The organism is Streptomyces sp. CB01249 (assembly GCF_001905735.1).
In the GTDB taxonomy this organism is placed as follows: domain Bacteria; phylum Actinomycetota; class Actinomycetes; order Streptomycetales; family Streptomycetaceae; genus Streptomyces.
This window is the reverse complement of record NZ_LISW01000008.1, coordinates 89,793-108,403: the sequence shown is the minus strand read 5'-3', so window position 1 is coordinate 108,403 and position 18,611 is coordinate 89,793. Positions and strand designations below refer to the sequence as shown.

Here is an 18,611-nt window from a genome sequence, read left to right as displayed (position 1 = left end):
GGACCGCGCCCGATGAGCATCCAGGTTTCGCCGCAGCTGAACAATCTCCTGTTCGTGCTGATCGGTGAGAAAATGCTGCAGGCCGACGAGGACATGGCCTACGCCAACGGCCGTCCCTACGGGCGGCTGGGGCGGCGGGTGCGGGACCTGTCGGATCTGATCGAGCAGACCGCGGGTGGCGTCGGGCGCTCGCTGCCGCCGCAGGTGGGCAACCAGTACGTCAAGGCCATGCACCTGTTCCTGGACAACGGCGGCAAGAACTACCTGAAGGACTTCGCCGACCAGCTCGACGACCTGGAGAAGGCGCGCACCAAGTCCTCCATGGACATCATGGAGGCCAAGTGGCAGATCATCGCCGAGCTGATCCGGCTGCTGATCGAGCTGGCCATCATCATGGCGCTGTCCATCTTCACCGGCGGTTCGGCGTCCAGCCAGGCGGCGGTCGCCAAGGCACGCAGCCGGGTGGCGATCCTCACGCTGCTCGACTGGCTGATGAAGCGCACCCATCTGCTGCCGACCCTCTCCGAGATGATCGAAGAGGCGTTCACGACGTTCGCGGTCCGCCTCGCGATGATGCTGGGCGCGCCCAAGGGGCGGCGGCCGCACGGCTTCGACTGGTCGCAGATCGTCCAGGACGGTGTCTTCGGCGCGTTCACCGGACTGTTCCACGGGTTCCTCAACGACATCCTCAAGAACCTGAAGAAGAACTTCAAGGACCTCTGGGGCCACGGGAACAACCCGTTCAAGAACATCGACGGCAACGGCAACAAGTTCCACAACAACAAGTTCGACAACCATCACCTCAACGACGGGCCGTCCTCCAGGCCGGACCCGAAGCCGACGCCCAAGCCGGACCCGAAGCCGACGCCGAAGCCGGGCCCCGGACCGACCCCCACGCCGAAGCCCAATCCGGTCCCGCTTCCCAAGCCGCCCCACACCCCCACGCCCGGCCTCGGGGACAGGATCAAGCACGAGTTCGGTGAGGACATCGGCCACTTCCTCACCGAGGGCGGCGCGGAGGCGCTGGGCGAGCTGGCCACGGCGGCGATCTTCCACCTCCCCGTCGAGGGCCCGATGACCTTCCTCGGCGGCGGGCTGAGCGCGGTCAGCGAACGGCACCTGGGGCAGGGCGCGTCCGCCCTGGGCAACAAGTTCAACTTCACCAAGCCGCCCACCGTGAACACCGCGCACCTCCCGGACACACCGGACGACTCCTCGACGGACGGCGCGCCCCGCCCCGGCAACGGCGACGGCAAGGGCCCCGGTCCCGGCGCGCCCACCCCGGGGCCGGGCAACGGTGTGACGGCACCGGGCCCCTCCCCCACGGGCGGCGGACCGAACGGACCGGTCACCGTCCGGCCTCCGACCCAGTCCCCCGACCTGGACGTGGAGGTGACCGGCAGCAAGGTCACCACCGACGGCCCGCCGGACGTGCACTTCGACGGTGTGCACATCGACCCCGTCAAGATCGACGGGGTGGACGTCCACAGCGATACCCCGCACCTCGACGGCAACGTCCCGGCCGCCCACCCGGCGAACGGCAATCCGACGCCGGTGCAGACCGTTCAGCAGCAGCCGCCGACTACCAACGGTGGCTCGCAACCCGGGAGTTCACCGCAGCCCGGCGGCACGAAGACGACGACCGGCACGGACACGGACACGGATGCCCGAACCGGCCTGGACACCGACACCGACACCGACACCGAGAGCGACTCGGACACGGACTCCGTGTTCAGTGACACCGACAGCACCGCCGAGAGTGACATCACCGACCCCGACTCCACCGGAGACACCACCGCCCACAACCCCGTCACCGAAGCGCCCAAGCCGATCGTCACCGGCAGCACTACACCGCCACCGACCGGTCTGCCGCAGGCAACCGCCCCGGACGGCACACCCGGCAACACACCAACCGCCGGTTCCACCCCACGCCCGTCGCCCGTGCACACCTCGTCCTCGGACTCTCCGCCGGACCCCGTACGGAACGAGCCACCGCACCCCGTCCGGAACGAAGCACCGGACCCCGTACAGAACGACATACCGGACCCCGTGGCCAACGCCGTACCGGAGCCCGTGGTCCTGACCCCGACGCCGTCCGTCGCCCCGGCGCCCCACCACGCGCCGGGCAGTTTCGGGGAGGCGCGGGACGGCGCGACGCCGACGCCGCGGAGTCACACCTGGGTGGACCCGGTGTCGCGGCCCACGGGTCCGGACGGCAGGCCGACGCAGTACGTGGTGCGTTCCTCCTTCGACGTACGGCAGTTCACGCACGGCGGCGAGCCCGTCACCGATCTCACCGTGACCTACCGCGTCACGGGCGACCCGCAGCTCGGCCCGCAGGCCGACAGGGTGCGGCAGCGGCTCGAAGAGGGCGTGCAGCGGGTGTTCAACGCCCCGGACCACCGCCTGCCCGACGGCAGCCGGCTGCACGTCACCGTCGTTCCGGCCGCCGAGGGGCAGACACCGCACCTGGACGTCACCCTGACCGACCCGGCGGACGGCGTGCCCACCACGCACCACGCGTGGCCGGCGGACATCTCCGACTCCGCGCTGGCCCACGAGATCGGCCACCAGCTCGGCCTGCGCGACGAGAGCGGACTCGACCCCGCCGCACCGCACCGCGGCGGCAACGAGAGCCTGATGGGCGACGCGCCCCCGGTCACCGGCGTCCCCGCCCACCCGTCGGACCCGGCCGGCTACCAGCCGGGCGGGCTGCGGCCCCGGCACCTCCAGCTCATCGGCACGCTGGTGGGCGACCCCGCCGACGCGCCCCGGCCGCGCCCCGACGGTGAGCGGCGCGATGCCGCGACGCCGCCCGTGCCGGTCACCGGCGACCTCGGCGCGGACCCGCCGGCGCCGGTCGTCCCGCCCGCCGCAACGCCCACCACCACGCCCGTCGTCGACCCGGTCTCGGACCCGGAAGCCGTGCCGCTGGTCCCGATCAGCACCACGTCCGCGCCGGTCCCGGGCGACACGACCGTGGCCCCTCCCGTGGTCACCTCCGAGGAAGCGACGCCGCCGCCCGTCGTCATCTCCGAGGAGGCGACGCCCCCGCCGGTGGTGCCGGAGCTGACGCTGACCACGACGGATGGTCACACCACGCCCCTGCCCGATCCGGACCCGGACCCCGAGCCGGAGTCCGAGACGACCGGTGGACGCGGGCCCCGTCCCTCGTACCTCGGCGGCTACGGGCGGCGGCACGACGGGCAGGTCGGGCTCGTCCTCATGGAGCCGTTCTCGCCGGACGTGGTGGACGCCGTGCACCGTCAGGTGATCACGGCCCTCGGCCGCCCCGCCCCGCGCCCCGACGACCCGGTCCTCGCCCAGTTGCGGGACGTGCTGTCGGCGTCGCAGATGACCCAGCACCTGCCGTATCTGCGCAGCCTCGGCGGCCACCGCGTCACGCTGCGCGTCGACGGCACCGACCGGAGCGTGGACGTGCGGCTGGCCCTGGACGGGGGGCGGCCGTCCGCGCGGCAGGGCGATCTGGACACCAGCGACCCCGACAAGCACGTGGAGCGGCGCGGGCAGGGCACCCGGGAGAACGTCTCGGCGCAGCCGTCCGGCACGTTCTCGACCATCCCGGTGCCCTGGACGGGTTCGCTGCCGATCACCGCGCCGGGTCCGGTCCGTTCGCTGGACATGGCGCTGTCCGCGACCCTCACGCACAACCAGGCGGACGGCTCCCTCACCGTCACCCAGGTCACGCAGACCACCACCGCCCAGCGCAGCGCCGAGCCGTCCCGGGCCTACGACTTCACCGGCAACTGGCAGGTCCGCGTGGACGCTCCCGCGCCGACCGCCCCGACCCCCGACAGCGACTCCACCGACGGCGATCCCACGGACGGCGATCCCACGGACGGCTGGTCGCCGGTGCGGCAGCACGGGCCGGTCACCGCCTGGTTCCCGCAGCACCTGGTGGACGCGGACGCCGACCCCACCCAGGAGCTGCCCGCCCCGGCCGCCCTGGACGACCTGCCGCTGTGGGGCGTCGACTCGGTGCTGAACCCCCGGCAGCTGTACGAGGGCGCGGCGGCGCACTTCCGCGCCGACCTCGACGCCACCGCCTCCTCGCAGCTCGCCGACTTCCTCTCCGAGCCGGTGCTGCGGGGCACGCTGCCGATGCAGCGCGACGGCGGGCTGTATTCGCCGGTGCTGACGGACGGCAACGGCCGGGCCGTCGGCATGGTGCGGCTGGACGCGCGGGTCACACCGACCGCCCCGGTCGCCAAGAGCATCGACGCGAAGATCAACCTGGAGAGCCACCTCGTCAACACGGTCAAGAACGACCAGAACACCACGTTCAACAGCGGTGTCGCCTTCACCGGCAGCATCGGCCCGTCGTTCACCGGTGACACGCGGCAGGACCACCCGGACGCCGCCGGCTCCATCGGCGGGAGCTTCAGCGGCAAGGGCACCGTCCAGCTCGGCGCGCAGAACGCCTTCGGTACGAGTTCCTCGGCGGCCTCCGTGCACGCGCTGCGCACCAACCGCAGCCATCTGCTGACCGAGGCCGACGTCTCGTACACCGTCACCCTGATCCGGCCGGACGGCAGCACCTCCTCGTACACGCCGGGAACCTGGCAGCACGGCCTCGACCTGCGCATGCTCAGCGCGGACGACGCCCGGGGCCACACGCCGACCGAGTCCGAGGTCAGGCAGCTCCCCGCCGAGCTGGCGTCGCTCGGCTCGATCGGGCAGTCGACGGTGCCGCTCGGCGTGGAGGGCACGGCCCCGCTGTTCGCGGAGGCCGAGGCCTGGCTGCGCGACCAGGGCTTCCTGCCACCGCCCGCGAGCGCGCCGCGCCGGGGCCGGCTGCCCGACGAAACGTTGGTGCAGGCGCAGTTGAACAACCTGCGACGGCTCCAGGAGCTGCGTTCCGGGCTGGGTCTGCGGGGTGCGACGGACTCCATGATGGACGGTGGCCACTCGCTGTTCCTGGAGACGCCCTCGTCGACGGGGCGGCGCCGGGTGCGGCTGGTGCTCGGCGCGACCGCGGACCGGGACCGGCCGCCGGTACACAGGAGGGTGCTTCCCGGCGTCGCCGTCATCAGCGTGTCGTCCTCGACGGCGGGCGGCAACGGCAGGCTCGGGAACAGCTACAGCGGTGGCCTCGGCTTCGGCGGCGGCCCCAGTGTCCCCACGCCGAACGGCGCCTGGACGCTGAGCGGCACCGGCGACTACCAGTACGTCGGGAACGCCTCGCTCGGCAACACGACTTCCACGACGGTCGGGCAGGACCAGTTCTTCATCAGCTCGGGCCAGGACGCCCACGAGTTCGACGTTCCCGCCCGCCTCACGCTCGATCTGTACGAGGGCACGGGCCCCGGTCCGCGCGTCCGCTTCGGCACCCCGGAGCCCCGGCCGCACCCACCCGGTGACCTGGAGTCCGCGCCGGGCACCGTACCGGCGGGAGTGCCGGGCACGGTCCGGCTGGGCGTGCCGCACGGCCGCACCCTGGACGCCCCGCCCCCGGCACCGGCCGGCGAGCCGTTCACCGTACGCCCGGTCTCCCGGCTCGACCGGGACCGGCTGGCGCTGACGGACGGCGCCGGGCGGCCGCGCCCGGACGTGGTGCGGGTCCCGGACGACGCCCTGGTGGACGTGATGCGGGGTTCGGCGGCCCTCCAGGACGCCTTCCAGCGCATCGTCACCGGCACGGCGCCCACCACCGGCACCACCGCTCCGGCCCCCGGACCGGTCTCCCTCACCCCGGCGCCCTCGCTGCTGGGCCGCTTCACCGGGTTCCTCGGCAGCTCGCTCACCGGCAACCCGTTCGCCGACCCCACCACGGTGGCCGCCGAGTCCCGGACCGCGGCGCTGTCGGCCGGTTCGCTGGTCGCGCGCGGGCAGCAGATACTCGGCGGAAGCTATGTGGTGGAGGGTCTGACCCTGCCGGGTCTCGGCGCCGACGGGCAGCTCTCGGTGGAGATCCAGGCCGTCGCGCACCACCCGCGGCTGACGTCCGGCACGAGCCAGTACATGGAGTCGGACGTCTCCGCCGCAGACTCGGCGCAGCAGCTCAAGGGCCTCGGCAAGACACACCAGTTCGGGCTGGCGGGCACGGCGACACAGAACAACCCGAAGTCGCCCGCACCCGCCACCGAGCCGGAGCCGAACCCGCAGCAGGACGGCGCCACTTCCACACCGCAGCCCAGCACGTCCGAGTCCCGGCAGCCGTCCCGCTTCAACCCGTCCCTGCGCTACCAGTACGACCGCAAGGCGGACAAGTCCGATACCTCGATCAGTACGACGACGACCAACCGGGTGCCGACCCAGACGGGCGTCCAGCACCGGGTCACGGCCGACCTCACCTATGTCATCACCGTCCGCTCCGGGCACCGCAACGCGTTCGCGAACTTCGTCGGCTACACCCACGGGCAGACCGTCCAGCTCGCCGTGGACGTGCCGCAGGGTCTGCAATTCCTGATGACCGACAGCCAGTTGCGCCGTGACCGGCCGTGGATGGGCGGCGTCGAGGGGCTGCCCGCCGACGTGCCGCCCACCGGTCTGGCGAGCCCGCCGCTGCCCAGCCGCTATGTGCGGGACGGCACGCTGGGCCTGGCCGCGGTCACCTCGGTCACCGAGCTGGGCCCGAGCGGCCGGCCGGGCACCGCGCAGCGCCAGCGGTTCCAGAATGAGGTGCGCGGCCTCCTCGACCGGTACGCGCCCGGCGTGACCACCCCCGGCCACGCTTCCTACCTGCCGGGCGTCGCGGCCCTGATCGCCGACCAGACGAGCACCGCGGGCAAGCGCGCGCTGATCGGACGCGGCGGCGGACAGGCCCGGTTCGGCTTCCGGCACCACCGGTTCGGCGGTGCGGCGCTGGTCGAGGTGACGTTCTCGGCCCGGCCCACGACCACCGCCGCGAACCGGGGCGCGCGCCGCGGCATCGCCGTCCCCGGCGACAAGTCGGGGCTGGAGAGCTGGACTTCGCAGACCCCGGCGGGCCGGTCCACGGCGGACACGGTGAGCCGGCAGCACCGGGTGACCTTCAATCCGACGGCCCGTTTCACCCGGCCCGACGCGGACGACCGCACCGACCGGCTCGGCCCCTCCGGCCAGTGGACGTCGGCCAGTGTCAAGACCGACAAGCGGGGCCGCACCGCCGAGGACCGGTTCTGGCTGCGCACCGACAACGCCGCCGACTTCGACGGCCTGGACTACGAACTGGTCGCCACCGTCCGCTCCACCTGGGTCACGGACTGGCCGCCGAACGTGGTGGGCGCGCTGGTGCAGCGCGGCTTCATCGCCTGGAGCGACGCCGACGCGCCGACCCGGAGCTGGATCAGCCGCACCCTGGCCGGTGAGATCGGCGGCCGGGCCCGGGTCCCGGCCCACGTCAGCCTGCGGTTCGCGGGCGGTGAGACGGCCGCACCGCGCGGCGGCAACCCGCTGCCGGTCCCCGTCTCGGTGTCCCGGGTCGACCCGCGTCCGTCGCCGCACGGGCAGCCCGCGCTGCGGGACGACGGCCTGTTCCACCCGAACGGCAACGTCCCGGTGTACGGATTCAACGCCTGGGACCAGCTCTACACGGCCCTCGACCAGGTGGCGCCGGCCACCGGCAGCGGCTGGCGCGCGCAGCCCGCTTCCACCTCGGACGAGAACGCCTCGGTGCGCCTCGGGGAGTTGCTGCAGGCCGGTTCGATCACCCTGGACAACCCGCGTCAGGTCGGCGGGATGCTGCCGACCATGCCGGGCGCCTTCCCGCTCCTGGACTCCCCGGAGGGGCCCACCCTGACGGTGTCCCTGTACCGGCCCCGCGTGGTGACCGAGAGCAGCGACGTCGCCGTGGACCGGCTGCGTATCGTCACCGACACCTCGGGCACGGTCTCCGGCAACGACACGGGCCTCGGCCTGTCCCTGCCGTTCGTGCTGAGCGCCGACGACCCCGACCGCAATCTGGTCGGCGCCACTCCGCCCGTACTGCAACGGCCCATCGACCCCAGCAACTTCGGCGGCAACGTCTCGGGCGGGCGCCGCGAGTGGCTGAAGACCGGCAGCACCAGTGCCCCGGCCGAGGGGCGCGGAACGCGTGGGTACGAGGTCCAGGCGGACGTGCACATCCAGGTCAGCGGCCCCGAGGGGGTGCGGCACGTCACCGGTACGGCCACCCTCCGCATCGAGGAGCGCGACGCGCTGGGCCACGGCATCACCCCGCCCCGGCCGCTCCCGCGTGTCTACGACCTGCCCGCGCTGCTGGCCTCGCAGACCGGCACCGCGCCGGGGCAGTGGGCGTCCACACCCCCGCGCGACCTGCCGGACGCCCTGATCGCCGGGGTCGATCCGGACGACGACGGGTACCAGTTCTGGCTGGCGACCGGCGCGGACCCGGACGGCTCCCGGCTCGCCCTCGCGCTGTACGGGTCGTCCCGTACGGCCCGGCTGACCGGGCGTCCGGTGGAGCTGGTGACGCGTGGGCCGGAGGGACTGCGGTTCTGGTCGTTCGGCCCGGACGGTGCCCTGAGGACCACCCCTTCCGGGGCGCCGGGCACGGAGAGCACGCCGCCCCTCGGCGATCCGGCGCTGGACCGCGCCTGGTCCGGCTTCGAGACCGTCGCGAACGATCTGCACCGCGCCCACGGCGACCACGCGCAGGCCCTCGCCGACGAGAACGGGATGCGGAACCTGCGGACGGACGCGGTGGACGATCTGCGCGACGCGGTCACGGCGCTGGACGACGCGCGCAAGGCTGCCGACGACGCCGACCGGGCAGCCATCTCGGCGGAGACCGGGGCCGACGGGGCCGAGCAGGACGTCCGCGACCTCGAAAGCCGGATCGACAAGCTGACCACGGACATCGCCACCACGCGCGGCACGATCGACACGCTCACCGAATCCCTCACCGAGAACGGACGCCGGGAGACCCGTCTCGAAGCCGACCTGGAGGCGGCGCAGGCCCGCCTCGACGCCCTGAACGAAGCAGCCTCCGCCCCGGCCCCGGCCACCGGGCCCGGCCCCTCGACAACGCCCACGACCGCCCCCGCGACGCCCCCGGCCGTCGACCCGCGGCTCACCGAGCGGATCGACGCCGCGACCGCCGAGGTCGACCGGATCGACGGCGAACTGGACGGCCTCCGCGAGAAGATGACGCTCGACCGGACGGACCTCCGGCAGTCCGAGGCCTTCTTCGCCCGGGACGAGGCGGCCCTCAAGGAGCTCGAAGCCCAGCTCCCGGACCTCCGCGACACCGCACGCGACCTGCGCTCCGACGCCGACACGGCGCGCGGCCACGCCGACGACACCGACCTGGCCCGCCAGGACGCGCAGGAGTCGCACGACCGGGCCGAGCTGAGCCTCCGCGAGATCGACCGTGCACTGGCCGACATCCTCGGCCGCCGCGACGACGCCGCCACCCGGCGCGCCGACGCGGAGAGCGCCCTGCCCACGGCGGCGGGGCCGGTCCTGGCGAACGGGCCCGCGGCGGTGGCGCCCTCGCGGACATCCTTGTCCGCCATGGCCCCGCACCCGCCGGGCTCCGGGCTGCCCAGGACGGCCGCCCCGTCCACCGGCAACACCCCCGCCACCGGGGACGACACGGATTCCGACGCCGAGCCGGACTCCACCGCCTCGGTCGCCTCGGACCACGACGCCGACGACCGTGACTCCGATGACCGCGACGACCCGTCCGAGGTGGAGACCGCGCTCACCGTGCCGGACCCGACGCCTCCGGTCCCGCCCAAGAGCGAGGGCACCTCCGAGCACGGCAAGGACAGCAAGGACGGCGACGCCCGCTCCGAACCCGACGCCGACCCGGACCCCGAGCCCAAACCCGAGCCCAAGCCCGAGCCCAAGCCCAAATCCGAGCCCAAGCACGAGCCCAAGCTCGAATCCAAGCCCAAGCCCGAGAGCACGGCCCCGCCGCCGCCCTCCGAGCCCTTCCAGGTGCGCGCGCCGCGCGGCAACACCGTGCCCACGATCGGCGACGGCCGCTGCATCCTCTACACCTTCATCGGCACCGACCCCCAGCGCGTGCGCGAGCGGGTGCCCGGACTGAGCACCCGGGCCCCGGAGACGTACGCCTGGCTGGGCCGCACCGACGACGTGCGCACCGGTCTGAGCCTGGCCGCCCGCGGCGACACCTCTCCCGCGGCCCGGCAGGCGCGCCACCATCTGCTGATCGCCGCCGACCACCTCCGCTCGGCGGCCGAACAGCGGCTGCTCGACGCGGACCGGGGCGGACGGCCGTTGCCGCAGGACGTGGTGGGCCAGGTCCGCCAGACGCTGGCACCGCGCTTCACCCGGGCCACGGCCGCCATGAACCGCTCCCAGCTCCTCGCCACCGCCCGGCGCTACGGCATCGAGGGGGTGCGTCGGCCGGAGGAGCTGAACGACCTCAACGCCCGTTTTGACGCCGCGCTGACCGAGGACGGGGTGACCGACCGCCCGGCCGACCCCGGTGTCATCCAGATGTTCAACCACCTGCGCGACACCGGCCGGCTGCCCTCCCTCGCCGAACTGGACGACGCCCAGCTCCGCCAGGTCATCGACTCCGCCTACACCGAGAGCGCCGTCCCCTTCACGGAGGAGGAGCTGCACCACGCCCTGGCCGCCGTGCGGAACTGGTCCGGCGCCTGGCAGAGCGACCAGGGCGAGATGTTCCTGCCGCTGCTCGCCGACACCCTCGGCGTCACGGTGGAGGTGCTGCGGCCCGATTCCACGACAGGCCTCGGCACGGTGACCCGCGTCGGCTCACCCACCGCGGGCCGGGTCCTGGAGGTCCACTACTGGGGGCTGAACCACTACACGGCCAGCGACGCGGCCCCGCTCACCGCGCTCCCGACGTCGAGTGCGCCGCGCGGCCCGCAGGACGCACCCAGCACCCGGCCCGCCGGACGCCGCCGCCCCGCGCCCCGCCGCGACCCCCGCGACGACCGGACCGCACCCCGTGTCGCCCGGCCCGCGCACCCCGACACCTGGCACCACCTCCGCCCGCACGCACGCCCCGCCACCCTCCGCACCGAGCGCTTCGACCCGCACGCCGACCCCACCGCCGACGCCCCCCGGCCCGGGCTCCTCTCCGGTGCCACCACCCTCATCCGCGCCCAGGTCCGCCGTATCCAGGCCCCGGACGGCCAGTGGGTACGCGACTACACCCTCAACCTCCCCGTCAACGCCGCCGACACCCAGCACACCGCCCGGCTCGCGGAGCGCCTCGGCCGGCTCGTGGACGGGCACCTCAACACCGGCTACGCGCTGCCCACTTCGGGCGACCAGCTCCACGTCAACGTCAACCTCGTCGACAGCCCGGACCACCCGGAAGCCATCACCCTCACGCACACGGACACCCCCGCACGGCCCAACCAGACGCACTTCGACCTCAACCACACCGACAGCCAGCTCCTGCACGAGCTCCTGCACTACCTCGGCCTGCCCGACGAACAGCGCGACAACGACTTCCTCTTCCGCAACCATCCCGACGCCACGGCCGTCCACACCGACGGCCTCATGGCCACCGTCGAAACCCCCGCGCCGCTTCCCCACCGCTACCTCGCCACCATCGAGAACGTCACCGACTCCGGGCCCCGGCTCCACGACCACACGCAGGCGGTCACCGACACCCCCACCGACCCCGACACCGCCCCCATCCCGGCCACCGAAGCCCCCGCCTGGCCCACCTCCCGGGCACCGGTGCCCGCACCCTCCTCCACCTACGTGCTCGCCTACGGCGCCCAACTGGACGGCAATGTGGGCCTGGTGTACCTGGAGCCGCTGCCACCGGCGGTGGTGGAGGGGCTGCACCAGCAGGTGATGGGCGCCCTGGGGCTGGCGGACGCCCCGGACACACACCCGGTGCGGGAACAGCTCCGGGTGGTGGCGAGCGGTGAGCAGCTGATCCTCAACCTGCCGTATGTGCGCGGCAGTCTGGGCTTCCGGTTCACCGTCCGGGTGGACGGCCGCGACCGGACCGTGGACGTACGGATGCGGCTGTCGGCCCCGGTGGCGTCGGCCCGGTACGGGCGGACGGAGGGCGCCGAGCGGGACGTGCGCGTGGAGCGGCGCGGCATCGGCACCCAGGAGTCGGTGTCCGCGGAGGCGTCGGGCACGATCCGCACCCTGCTGCTGCCGTGGACGGGCCTGTTCCCGGTGACGCGGGCGATCCCGGTGCGGGGTGTCGATGTGGCGCTGACGCTGGCGATGACGCTGAACCAGCTGTCCTCGACGTCGTCGGTGACGACGGTGGTGCAGACGACTTCGGCGCAGCGCAGCAACGAGCCCTCGGAGCCGTACGACTTCACGGCCTCGTGGGAGGTGCGGGTGGACGCGCCGAGGCTGGCGCCGCCGGTCACCTGGGGGCCGCCGCGGGCGCACGGGCCGGTGACGTTCTGGTTCCCGCAGCACCTGGCGCGGGACGAGGCGGAGGCGCTGCCGGAGGCGGCCGAGCTGGACGACCTGCCGGTGTGGGGCGTGGACACGGTCGCCGAGCCGCAGCGGCTGCTCGCGGAGGCACTGGGCTTCTTCGGCACCGAGCTGGGCGCGCTGGACGAGGACTCGGCGGCGGAGCTGGAGACGTTCCTGTCGGAGCCGCTGCTGCGGGGCACCCTGCCGATGCAGCGGGACCGGGGGGTGTTCTCGCCGGTGCTGCTCGACACCTCGGGGCGCGCCCTGGGCATGTTCCAGCTGCGGACCGAGGTCGTCGTGGGCGAACCGCTGCGGCGCAGCGTGGCCGGGAAGATCAACCTGGAGAGCCATCTGACCCAGGTGGTCAAACTGGATTCGCAGTCGCGGTTCAGCAGCGGGCTCTCCCTGTCCGGGAGCGTCGGACCGGCGCTCACCGCGGACCGGTCGCAGGGTCATCCGAACGCCTCGCACCGGCCCGGCGGCGGTGTGCTGGGGCGGGCGTCGGTGCAGGCGGGCACGCACGAGGAGCTGGTGCAGAGCGGCAGTACGGCGCTGATGCACGCGGTGCGCACCAACCGCAGCCATCTGCTGGCCCCGGCCGAGGTGCGGCACACGCTGGTGCTGCACCTGCCGGGCGGCGGCCGGCGGGAGTTCACGCCGGACGCCTGGCCGCGCGGCATGCACCTGCGGCTGCTGACCGCCGAGGACGCCAACGGACACGTGCCGTCGGCGGACGAGCTGCGGCGGCTGCCCGCGGAGCTGGAGCACCTGCGGTCGGTCGGTACGACGGCGACGCCGCTGGCCGTGGACGGTGCCGCGCCGCTCTTCGTCCACGCCGAGAACTGGCTGCGGCGGGAGGGCTTCCTGCCCCGCGACACACCGGGACGCAACCGGGTGCTGCCCGACGAGGCGTTGGTGCAGGCGCAGTTGAACAATCTGCGCCGGTTCGAGCAGGGCCGTTCCGAGGTGGGGCAGCGGGCCGCCACGGACGCCATGCTGGACGGTGGCCACTCGCTGTTCCTGGAGATCCCGACGGCGACCGGGGTGCGGCGGGTGCGGCTGGTGCTCAGCGCGGTGCGCGGCGACGGTGACAGTGTGCACAGCCGGGTGCTGCCGGACGTGCAGGGCATGGGCGTGGCGTCGCTGTCGGCGGCGGGCGCCGACCATCGCGGTTCGTCGTACGGGCTCTCGTACGGCGGTGGCGGCTCGTTCGGGCTGCCGAAGGGCTCGTGGACGCTGGGCGGCAGCGGCGACTATGTGCGCGGCAACCAGGTGCGGCACGACAACAGCGTGCAACTGGGCGTCGGGCACGACCAGTTGTTCATCGGCAGCGGAGCCGGGCAGCGCAGCGAGGTCTTCGACGTACCGGCCGATCTGGCGCTGGACCTGTACGAGGGTCCGGGCGAGCAGCCGTCGGTGCGTTTCGCGCACGAGACGGTGGCGGTGCCATTCGTACCGCACGGTGCCCCGCCCGCCGAGCCGCCCGGCCCGCCGCCGGACCGGGTGCCTGGCACGCTGCGGCTCTCGGTGCCGACGCACCGCACGCTTCCCGCCGCGGCGCCGGTGCCGGCGGCTCCCCCGGCGCCCGTGCTGCGGGCGGCCACGGACGCCGACCGGGACCTGCTCGACCTGACCGCCGAGGACGGCGCCGCGCTGCCGGGCACGGTGCTGCTGCCGGACGACGCGATCATGGAGGTGTTCCAGGCGTCCGCCGCGCTGGACTCGGCGTTCCGCGCGGTGCTCGGCAACACCTATCCGGGGCATCCGGCGCGCGGCCTGCTGGACGACGTGCGGGACGCGGTCGCCGGGCGCACCCCGCGTCCGGTGGCGCGGGCGGGCCGGGCGCTGGGCGAGTCGCTGGCGGGCGCTGCGGCCACCGATCCGACGACCGTGGCGGCGGAGATGCTGGCCGCCGCGCGCAATCCCGCCGCGCTCCTGGCCCGGGGGCACCAGGTGTTCAAGGGCGCCTACGTGGTGGAGGGCCTGACGCTGCCGGGGCTCGCGTCGGACGAAGTGCTGTCGGTGGAGATCCGCGGCGTGCTGCGGCGGCCCCGGGCGACGGACGGTTTCGCGCAGTACTTCGAGACCGGCCTGAGCGCCACCGACGGCGCGGCGCAGCAGCGGGGCGCGGCAGGCACCTCTCAGTGGGCGGGCGGCTTCCGCGCGGTCCGCAACACGTCGTCGGCGCAGACTCCGGCCGCCGACCAGGCCGCGGGCAACGACTTCGACGACGTCCTGGTGACCCGCGCCGAGCCCACCGGTCAGCAGGAGAGCACGCCGCCGGTGTCCCGGCCGAGCACGCTGAACCCGTCGGGCCGCTACACCCGTACCGCCCGGAGCGAGCGGTCGCGGGCGCTGGGCTCCACGACGACCGCCTACCGCACCGCGACCGAGAGCGGCACCCAGCACCGGGTCACCGCCGACGCGACGCTGCTGGTGACGTTCCGCCGGGGCCGCCGCAACGTCGTCGGCAACGCGTTCGGGCAGGGCGAGGGCCGCGCGGTGACGGTGGCACTGGACCTGACGGACGGGGTGCGGTTCCTGGCCACCCCGGCGCAGATCCGGCGGCACGCCGCATGGTTCGCGGGCGTGCCCGGTCTTGCCGTACCGGGCCCGGCGGTGGGCTCGGTGCCGCTGCCGCGCCGCTTCACTGCCTCCCGTGAGGTGGGTCTGGGCAGCGTGCTCGCGGTGGACGAGTTCACCGACGCGACGCGCACGGTGCAGCGCCCCGACGTGCTACGGCAGCGGCTCCTCGCGCTGATCGAGGAGGAGGCGCCCGGCATCACCCGGCCCGGCCACTCCTCCCACCTGCCGGGCGTGGCGACCAGGGTCGCGGACCTCTCCTCGACGGCCGGCCTGCGCACCCTCGCCGGTCGCGGCCCCGGCCATGTGCAGCGCTTCCGGTTCCGCTATCTCGGCTACGGCGGCGCCCAGTTGGTCGAGGTGACGCTGCGCACCGAGCCGGACGCCGACGACCACGCGCTGCGTGCGCTGCGCGGGCATCCGGCGGCGGCGGGCTCGGGCATCGAACAGTTCCTCGGCCATGTGCCCTCCTCGGTGACCGACCGGACGGCGCGCAGTGTGCGGCACGCCGGGTTCGTCCAGCTCCAGTCGCGCTTCCCGCGGCCCACCGGCGGCCCGCGCACCGACCGGGCGGGCGCGCTGCTCAGCGCCGACACGACCCGTGGCAACGCGGCGCGCGTCACCCGCTCCGCCGAGGACCGCTTCTGGCAGCGCACCGACAACGCCGCCGACTTCGAGGGCGTGCCGTACCGGGTGGTGGCCGAGGTGCGGTCCACCCCGGCCGCGCAGTGGCTGCTCGACCTGCCGGGCAGCCTGTTCCAGCACGGCGTGCTGAGCCTCACCGGGGCGGACGCCACGCTCGCCGACCGCATCGCGCACCTCTTCGGCGGCCGGCCGACGCGGACCACCACCGTGCACACCGCCGCCGCGCTCCGGTTCACCGGCAGCGAGACCGGCGAACCGGCCCCCGCGCCCGTGCCGTTGCCGGTGGCCCGGCACACCGCGCGGCCCGCGGTCGCCGGGGACCGCTTCGTGCCGCACGGCCCGGCCCCCGTGTACGCCTTCGACGGCGGCGCGGAACTGGCCGCGGCGCTGGGCGAGGTGGCCCCGGGGCTGACCCGCTCCTGGCGTTCCCTGACCACCTCCGGATCGGCGGACGCCACGGCCGTGCGCGTGGGCGAGCTGATCCAGTCCGGCACGCTCTCGCTGGACCACCCCCGCGGCCCGGCGGGCCCCGTCACGACGATGCCGGGCGCCTATCCCTTCCAGGGCGCGCCGGGCACCCCGCCCCGCCTCACGGTGGAGCTGTACCGGCCGCGCCCGGTCACCGACACGGGGGATGTGACGGTGGACCGGCTGCGGCTGAGCACGTACGGCGCGGCGTCCTCCTCGCAGGCGGGTGTCACCGCCGGGCTCGCGGCACAGGGCGGGCTCGCCGCCACCGACGACAACCGGCAGATCGTCAACTTCACCGTCCCGGTGCTGGCCCGCCAGCCGCAGGCCCCCGGCCCCGGCGCCGCCGTGAGCGGCACCCGCCGGGACTGGCTCAAGCACGGCAACACCAGCGCCCCGGAGGGCTCGCGCGGCACCCGCAGCCACGAGATCCTCGCCGACGCGCTGATCACGGTGCACGGCCCGAACGGCGTGCGGTACGTGACGGGCACGGTGCGGATGCGCCCCCTGGAGCGCGATCTGCTGGGCCTCGGTGTGACCGGCGCCCGCACCGACGCCGGGACGTTCGACGGTGCCGCCCTGGTGCGGGTGGCCGCCGACGCCCGCGCCCACGCGGCGGGCGCCCCGGCCGGTGCCGTCGCCGACGCCGTCCTGCGCGACTGGCGTACGGTGCCGCTGCGCGACCTGCCGACGCTGCTGGCGGACGGCGTCCGGGCGGACGACGGGGCGGCCGTGGAGGGCGTGCAGATATGGCTGGCCGTGGACGGCGGTCCCGGGCAGACGGCCCGCGCGCTGTACGCCGCCGCCGGCGCGGCGGCGCTGCTGCACCGGCCGGTCGAGCTGGCGCTGCGCGACGACGAGGGCGTGCGCTTCCGCCGCTTCGACGCCGACGGCGAACCGGAGCCGGCCGGCCCGGAGGAGCACGGCGCCGGCTGGGCGGCCGTCCGGGAGCAGGTCGGCACGCTCGACGCGGCGGCGCACGCGGAGGAGACGGCCCGCGCCGAGGAGGCGGCCCTCCAGGCCGAACTGCCCGACGCCCGCCGGGCTCTGGACGAGGCCCGCCCCCCGGTGGCGCGTGCGGGGCGGGAGCTGGACGATGCCCGGGCCGCCGCGCAGGCCGCCCGGGACGCCCGTACGGCCGCCGAGCGGGCGGTCACCGCCGCCGAGCGCACCGACCGGGAACGGCGCACCCGCGTCGCGGAGCTGACGGCCGACGCCGAGGACCGCCGGTCCCGCGCGACGGCGGCGACCCGGGAGGCGGAGGAGGCCCAGGAGGCGGTCCGCGCCGCGCGGGAGCACCTGGAGGCGACGGAACGCAGCCTGCGGGAGGCGGTGGCCGAGGCGGCCTCGCGCGGCGGGGCCGGGTCCGGCGGCTCCGGCAGGTCGGACCGGTCCGGACGGTCGGACCGGTCCAGCCGCTCCAGCGGGTCGGTCGACCGCCGTACGGTCCGCCGGGACGGTGCCCGCGCCGCGCTGGAGGCGGCCCGCACGGCGGCCGGGGCGGCCGAGCGCGCCGCCGACGCCGCCCGGCACGCGGCCGAGGACGCCGTCCGCCGCCGCGACATGGCTCGCGACGCGGCCGGTGCCGCGGCCGCCGCGCTGACCCGCGCCCGTGACACGGCCACGACGGCGTCGCGGGCCGACCGGGAGGCCCACGACGCCCTGACCGCGGCCACCGAACGCCACGATGCCGCGGTCACGGCGCTCGACACGGCCCAGCAGGGGGTGAACGGCCTCGAACGCCGGGTCGGCGAAGCCCTCGCCGAACAGGCCCGCCAGGCGGACCGGCAGCGCAACGCCCAGAACGACCTGACCGACCTCGTGACCCTCCTGGAGGCGGAGCGCGCGGCGGCGGGCGACGGCACGGTGCCGCTCCCGACGGGCTCGTTCGCCCGCACCCCGGCCGGCTGGCCGATCCGCACGGGGCGGCCGGCACCTCCCAGGATCGAGGAGGAGTCCGACGCGTCCGACACGGATTCGGAGGACGACGACGACGGCGACGGCGACGACGAGGACGCCGAGGACGCGGGCGGCCCGCCGCCCGTCCCCCGGGGCGAGCGTCCGGACTCCTTCGTGGCCTCGCTGTCCCGGCTGCTCACCGCGTCCGGCGATGCCCCGGCGTGGACCGGAGCGCGCGACCCGCACGGCGCGCTGCGCGCGTGGGCGCGTACGGACGTGGCGGCGCGCCGGGCCCCCGAGGACGCCGAACTCCCCGAGGACGGGACACTTGTGAGCATCGATGACCTCGCCCGGATCGACGCCCTCACCGACGCGCTGCGCGCCCAGTCGATCCTCCAGGGCGGCCGGGTGACCGTGGCAGAGGCCGGGCTCGACGACGCCGCGCGCCTCGCCCTGGTTCTGGCGCGCCCCGATTCCCCGGCGTACGTGGCGACCCTGGCCGCACTGGTCGCCCGGGAGACCGGGCGCCAGGTGCGCGTGCTCGGACCCGGCGAAGGCGTCCGTGAGTTCGGCCCCGAGGAGGGCGACCCGCTGGACCTGTACTTCGACGGCCGCCGCTTCTCGCCCACCCCACCAGGCGGCTGACCAGGGACAGCGCCCGACTCCGTAGCACC

1 protein-coding gene is annotated in these 18,611 nt (G+C 74.9%); it reads left to right on the top strand.

All coding sequences use genetic code 11. The annotated features are described in order from the left end of the window. Positions 1 to 12 precede the first annotated feature (12 nt). The gene (locus AMK18_RS29045) at positions 13 to 18,582 is read left to right on the top strand and encodes a hypothetical protein (RefSeq protein WP_073865109.1); all 18,570 of its coding nucleotides are present in this window, start codon (positions 13 to 15) and stop codon (positions 18,580 to 18,582) included. The last annotated feature ends 29 nt before the right edge of the window (positions 18,583 to 18,611 follow it).